Origin of the sequence: Paenibacillus sp. EPM92, assembly GCF_016586185.1 — a bacterium.
GTDB lineage: Bacteria > Bacillota > Bacilli > Paenibacillales > NBRC-103111 > Paenibacillus_G > Paenibacillus_G validus.
This window is the reverse complement of record NZ_BCPS01000075.1, coordinates 1-5,702: the sequence shown is the minus strand read 5'-3', so window position 1 is coordinate 5,702 and position 5,702 is coordinate 1. Positions and strand designations below refer to the sequence as shown.

The following is a 5,702-nucleotide window of genomic DNA, read 5'->3' as shown; positions in this document are numbered from 1 at the left end:
AGATCACATGCGGCTCTCTAAGCCCATGGTCGATCTTGTCCGCGGGGCGTACGAGTCCGGGAAGTTGACGGCGGCTATCTGCCACGGCGGATGGATGCTCGCGTCAGCGGGTGCGGTACGCGGGCGGCGGGCGACGGGCTATCTGCCGATTCGCGACGACGTGGTGAACGCCGGGGGCGAGTGGGTAGATGCTGAGGTCGTGTGCGACGGGAACGTGATTACGTCCCGGACGCCTGAAGATTTGCCGGCCTTCGCCCGGGAGATCGTCAAGTATCTCGAACGGGCATCGGTGAGCAGCGGCATCTAAGCAGGCGCGTGCGACGGTGCGCGTTGCAGCGGTGGACGAGAACGAGTAGCGCTGAGCCGTCCGAAGCATTAAGCGGTCTGCAAAAGCCCAATGAGTCTATGGAGATTGAAAGAGGAAAACAACCATAACCCGCGAAGTCGATGGGTTAGCAGCCTTAACCATCCATTTCGCGGGTCCAAGATTACGACTGGGCCGGTCTGATCCCTTTCCTCAAGGAAAAGCGAGGGCAGTGCAATGAAGATCACCGATGTAAGAGCCCGCTTGACCAGAATGACTATCTGCTGGTTTCCTCCGCTCAGGAACCTGACCTTTTGATTCATAGAAGGTGTCTTCATACGTAAACGTTTAACAAAATCTAGGAACGTACAAAAATGATAAAGGATAGGAGGAGGATTAGATGGCGGTTGCAGACGATCAAGTACTCGTATCATTAAAGGGAATTACCAAGAGATTCCCTGGTGTTCTGGCACTTGATAACGTTTCCTTTGATGTGCGTAAGGGGGAAGTGCTGGCCCTGGTAGGTGAAAATGGTGCGGGCAAGTCCACGCTGATTAAAATTCTCTCGGGGTTGTATCGTAAGGATGGCGGGGAGATTCAAGTGCGAGGGGAAACGGTAGACATACAAGATACCAAGGATGCTCAGAAGCTTGGCATCAGCACCATATTTCAAGAACCTACACTAGCTCCTCATTTAACCGCCGTGCAGAATTTATACCTCGGACGAGAGATTGTTACGCCAGTACTGGGTCGTGCATGGCATTCGATGGATGAGCAAGCCATGTATCATGAGACGGAGAAACTTTATCGCAATTTCTTCGATACTTTAGAGGATCTGCAACGGCCCGTAAACGAACTGGGTGCATTAAAAAATCGTGTCATTGAAATTGTGAAGGCACTTTCCGTTCAGGCATCTGTTGTGATTATGGATGAGCCAACGGCAGCGCTCGCTGAACACGAGCGGGAAGTTTTATTTGACTTTATCCGAATGTTAAAGGAACAGGGTGTATCTGTGATTTACGTATCGCATCATCTTCGCGAACTTTTTTTACTTGCAGATCGTATGTGCGTTATGCGTGACGGGAAATATGTGGCTACCGTGAATAAGCATGAAACTAGTGTTGATGAACTGGTCTCTATGATGGTCGGCCGGGAAGTAACGAATTATATCGTAAAAGAGACCGTGCCTGTCGGCAAAGAAGTTCTACGAGTCTCAAACTTAAGCCGCAGCGGAGTTTTGAGCGACATCAACCTCCATATTCGAGAGGGAGAAATTGTAGGGATAGCGGGTCTCGCTGGGTCAGGGAGAACGGAGACCTTACGCGCTGTCGTGGGGGCCGATCCGATCAGTTCAGGAACCGTAGCCATACACGGACGAACATGTCAGATTCGCTCGCCTCACGATGCCATCCGAGCAGGTATTGGATTTTTGCCGGAAAATCGAAAGATGCATGGAGTGCTGCTGGAACTGTCGGTCAGTCAAAATATTACCATGGCTAATCTAGAGCGAGTGGTATCAAGGAGGCTGGTGTTAAGGAAAAGGAAAGAAGCGCAAATTGCCGAGGAATTTGTTAAACGTTTACGTATTAAGACGCCTTCTGTGAATCAAAAAGTCAGGTTCCTGAGCGGAGGAAATCAGCAGAAAGTAATCCTGGCCAAGTGGCTCTTCACACAGCCGAAAGTTTTGTTCTTTGATGAACCGACCCAAGGGATCGATGTTGGGGCCAAGGTTGAAGTGTACAGCTTAATTGCAGAGTTTGTGCGCAAGGGAGGAGGGGTTCTCCTGGTGTCATCGGAACTTCCCGAGTTGATGGGGCTATGCGATCGCATCTATGTGATGCACAAAGGGGAATTTGTTAAGGAATTTACCCGTAAGGAAGCTACCGAGGAGAATATAATGCTGTATGCTTCGGGAGGACATAGATGAGTACGATTACAAATAAATTACTGCCAATCTTTCATCGCGAAGGAATTGGCGTGTCGATGATTCTTATCCTGTTGTTTCTGTTTTTGTCCGTGTCTTCTCCGTACTTTTTAACTGCCGAAAACTTGTCTAACCTGCTGCTACAATCCGTATTTATCCTGATCGTCGCCTTCGGTACCATGTTTGTTCTGACCATGGGAGGCATCGATTTATCGGTAGGTTCGATTCTTGGTCTCTGTGGCGGTGTCAGCGGCTGGCTGATGGTACACGGCACAAACATGTGGCTAGCTATCCTGGCCGGGCTTGCCTTAGGTACCCTAATAGGTCTATTTAATGGGATCATCATCACGAGGTTGCGCATATCACCCTTTTTGGCGACCTTCGCGATGCTCTATATCGCACGAGGATTGTTATTTCTGTTAACTTCTAAAGAGCCGATACGCAATTTTGCCTCGCAGGAATTTAAATTTATTGCTCAGGGATATGTTCTGGGAATACCTAGTCCGGTCTGGATTGCTTTGATCATTTTTCTATTGTGTTATTTTCTGTTCAGTTTTACCAAATTCGGACGTTTTGTTGTTGCAGTAGGCTCTAATAAAGAAGCGGCTCATTTATCCGGTATCTCTACTAATAACATCAATATAAGAGTGTATGCGCTTTCCGGTTTGCTTGCCGCTGCTTCCGGTATTATGCTGACTTCTCGTCTAACCTCCGTGCAGCCGCTTATGGGGACTAACTATGAGTTGGATGCGATCTCGGCAGCAGTTATTGGCGGCACGAGCATGTTTGGAGGCAAGGGCAGTGTTGTCGGTGTGGCGGTCGGGTCCACAATCCTTGCACTGATTTCCAATGGATTGGATCTACTTTCGGTTAATCAGTTCTATCGATTGATCATCACCGGTTTGATTATCCTTATTGCGGTAGGTGCAGAACGAATGACATCTTCAAGAGCGGATTAGGCCCGGTATTATCGCCATAATTTAAAATCATGAAAGAAGGAGGTTAAGAAGTTGGCCAATAACAGTCAAGAACCTATCCGACATTCGGTTCGAGAACCTATGAGGTATTCGGTTTCTGATAGGCTGCTAAGAATGGATCGACAAATACTAGGTCTTCTCATTTTTATAGGCACCATCTTTGTAGCCATGTCCATTGTCTCGGATCGTTTCCTCACCTACACCAATCTGTTAAACGTGCTGCAGCAATCTGCGTTTGTCATGATTGTCGCATTGGGTATGACCTTTGTTCTCACGACGGGCGGTATTGACTTGTCGGTCGGCTCGATCATCGGTATTTCTGGTGGGACGACTGCTTGGATGCTTCACCATGATGTCAATATTGTTCTAGCTATTCTATCTGGTTTAATCGTTGGTGGAGTAATAGGTATTACAAATGGACTCGTCATTACAAAATTAAAAATATCACCATTTATTGTAACCCTGGCTATGATGGTGATCGTACGCGGCATTCTCTTCGTCTGGACGGAAGCCACCCCTTTCCGGAATTATATGAAGAGTAATTTCGGATTTCTCGGTCAAGGGCGTATTTTGAACGTACAGTTTCCTGTTATCGTAGCGGTGGTTCTGTTTGTTATCCTCCTGTTCCTCTATCGCAGAATGAAGTTTGGCCGCCACATCCTGGCCCTTGGGAGCAGCGAGGAATCGGTACGTGTATCCGGACTCCATGTAGATAAGTTGCGGATAAAAGTCTACGCGTTATCTGGCGTGATTGCTGCCCTGGCCGGTATTCTTCTTGCCTCGCGTCTCACCACCGTGCAACCGGAAATGGGCAAGAACTACGAGTTGGAGGCATTAGTTGCCGTCATCATCGGCGGAACAAGTTTAGCGGGCGGAAAAGGAAGTCTGACCGGAACTGTGCTCGGAACCCTTATATTATTCTTGATTAAAAACAGCTTGAATCTCTTAAACGTAGATCCGTTCTGGGAAACGATCGTTATAGGCGTCATCATTCTGGTTGCCGTATCTGTGAATTTTTGGGGCGAATTATTCCGAAGCAAACATGTGAAAAGTACGTAGGACGTTTGTTCGCAGCCACTAGCTATGGGGGAAACCATAATAGACACTGCCCGAGAAGCTAGTGCCAACAATGTGAAGGAGGTGAAGTCGTTTTATTGAAACTTGGCCGGATGCAAATGGTTCAAAAAATTGAGGAGGTCGAAAGCATGTTCTTAAAAAGTATGATCATGAAAACAACAATGATCATCGCACTGGTAACAACCATGATCCTGTCTGGTTGTACCGACAATGAGGAAGCATCGTCCAAGCCTGCAGACCAAGCCGATGACACTTCTCCCAGCGGTAAGTATTATCAGTGGGGAGATCAGAACTTCGAGAATTTCGTGAAAAAGGTAGCGGATGGTAAAACGCTTAAAATTGGATTTACACCGCCTTACGCTACTGAATACTACGAGATTATGACGGGCGGAGCCTATACGATGATCAATGAATTAAGCGATCGCTTTGGCGTCAAGATTGAGTTCGAAGCGGCTCCGCCCAAGGATTTTCAGTCCGTGGAAGCACAAGTGGCAAGCATTGAAAACTGGACTGCCAAAAAATTCGATGCCGTCCTGGTTTGTTCAGCAGGGGATTTTGATTCGATGAATGCCGTCTATCAAAAGGCTATGGATCAAGGAACCTCGATTTTTATGTTCAACATGCCGGCTGAGATGTGGCCCGAAAGCGCTTTAAAGGCGACTTCTGTCATTACCTATAACAACCATTACCAGTCCGGATATGCAGTAGGGAAGTATGCGGCAGAAAAGTTGAAAGGAAAAGGTAAGATTCTATTGGTTTGGGGCCTGCCGGGACACTGGTCTACTTCACGGAAAAACGGATTTCTTGAGGCAATAAAGCAGTATCCTGACATGCAAATCGTTGGGGAGCAACGTGGCGATTATGTTCGCGACAAAGGGATGCAGGCTGCAGAGAACCTACTCCAAGCCCATCCTGATGTGAATCTGATCTATGGAGAAAATGAAGAAATGGCTCTTGGAGCGGTATCGGCTGTGGAATCGCGTGGCCTGAAGTTTTGGGATGGCAAGGAGGGAATCATGGTCATCGGGGCAGACGGTCTTAAATCAGGTTATGACTCCATTCGCGAGGGAAAGCTGACCGCAACGGTTAACGTAAATCCGGTTGATAATGGCAGGGAGCTGATTAAAGCGGTCTTTTTGACTAAAATTCTAGGGTATAATATCGCTAAAGTTCAGAATATTCCAACTAATGTCGTTGATAAATCCAATTTAGATATTACGCTAGCCTATACAGATTGGGCCCTTGGTACAAAACGGAAATAACAACGTAAAGCACAACGAGAACCGTCAAGATCCGGACGCAGCCATCCAGGCTCGCAGCCCGTAGGCGGCAGGCAAGGACGTTATAGACAGCTCGATGCGGTAAAGTGTGAAATCGCGGAGCTCTTTAAAGGGGGTGGCAGTCATGTGACCGCTAGTCA

Annotated in this window: 5 protein-coding genes; all 5 read left to right on the top strand. The window is 47.7% G+C overall.

The window, feature by feature from the left end; genetic code table 11:
* The first annotated feature begins 7 nt into the window (after positions 1–7).
* Positions 8–307, top strand: a complete 300-nt coding sequence (locus JMF85_RS17355) for a DJ-1/PfpI family protein (RefSeq protein WP_269103492.1) — start codon at positions 8–10, stop codon at positions 305–307.
* A gap of 397 nt (positions 308–704) precedes the next feature.
* Positions 705–2,231, top strand: a complete 1,527-nt coding sequence (locus JMF85_RS17350) for a sugar ABC transporter ATP-binding protein (RefSeq protein WP_127610796.1) — start codon at positions 705–707, stop codon at positions 2,229–2,231.
* The gene (locus JMF85_RS17345; RefSeq protein ID WP_127610795.1) at positions 2,228–3,187 is read left to right on the top strand and encodes an ABC transporter permease; all 960 of its coding nucleotides are present in this window, start codon (positions 2,228–2,230) and stop codon (positions 3,185–3,187) included. The genes JMF85_RS17350 and JMF85_RS17345 overlap by 4 nt, the downstream gene beginning before the upstream one ends.
* 51 nt (positions 3,188–3,238) lie before the next feature.
* Positions 3,239–4,264, top strand: a complete 1,026-nt coding sequence (locus JMF85_RS17340) for an ABC transporter permease (RefSeq protein ID WP_127610794.1) — start codon at positions 3,239–3,241, stop codon at positions 4,262–4,264.
* Positions 4,265–4,410: 146 nt separating this feature from the next.
* Positions 4,411–5,544: a sugar ABC transporter substrate-binding protein gene (locus JMF85_RS17335; RefSeq protein ID WP_164751989.1), complete on the top strand. Its 1,134-nt coding sequence runs from the start codon at positions 4,411–4,413 to the stop codon at positions 5,542–5,544.
* Positions 5,545–5,702 lie beyond the last annotated feature (158 nt).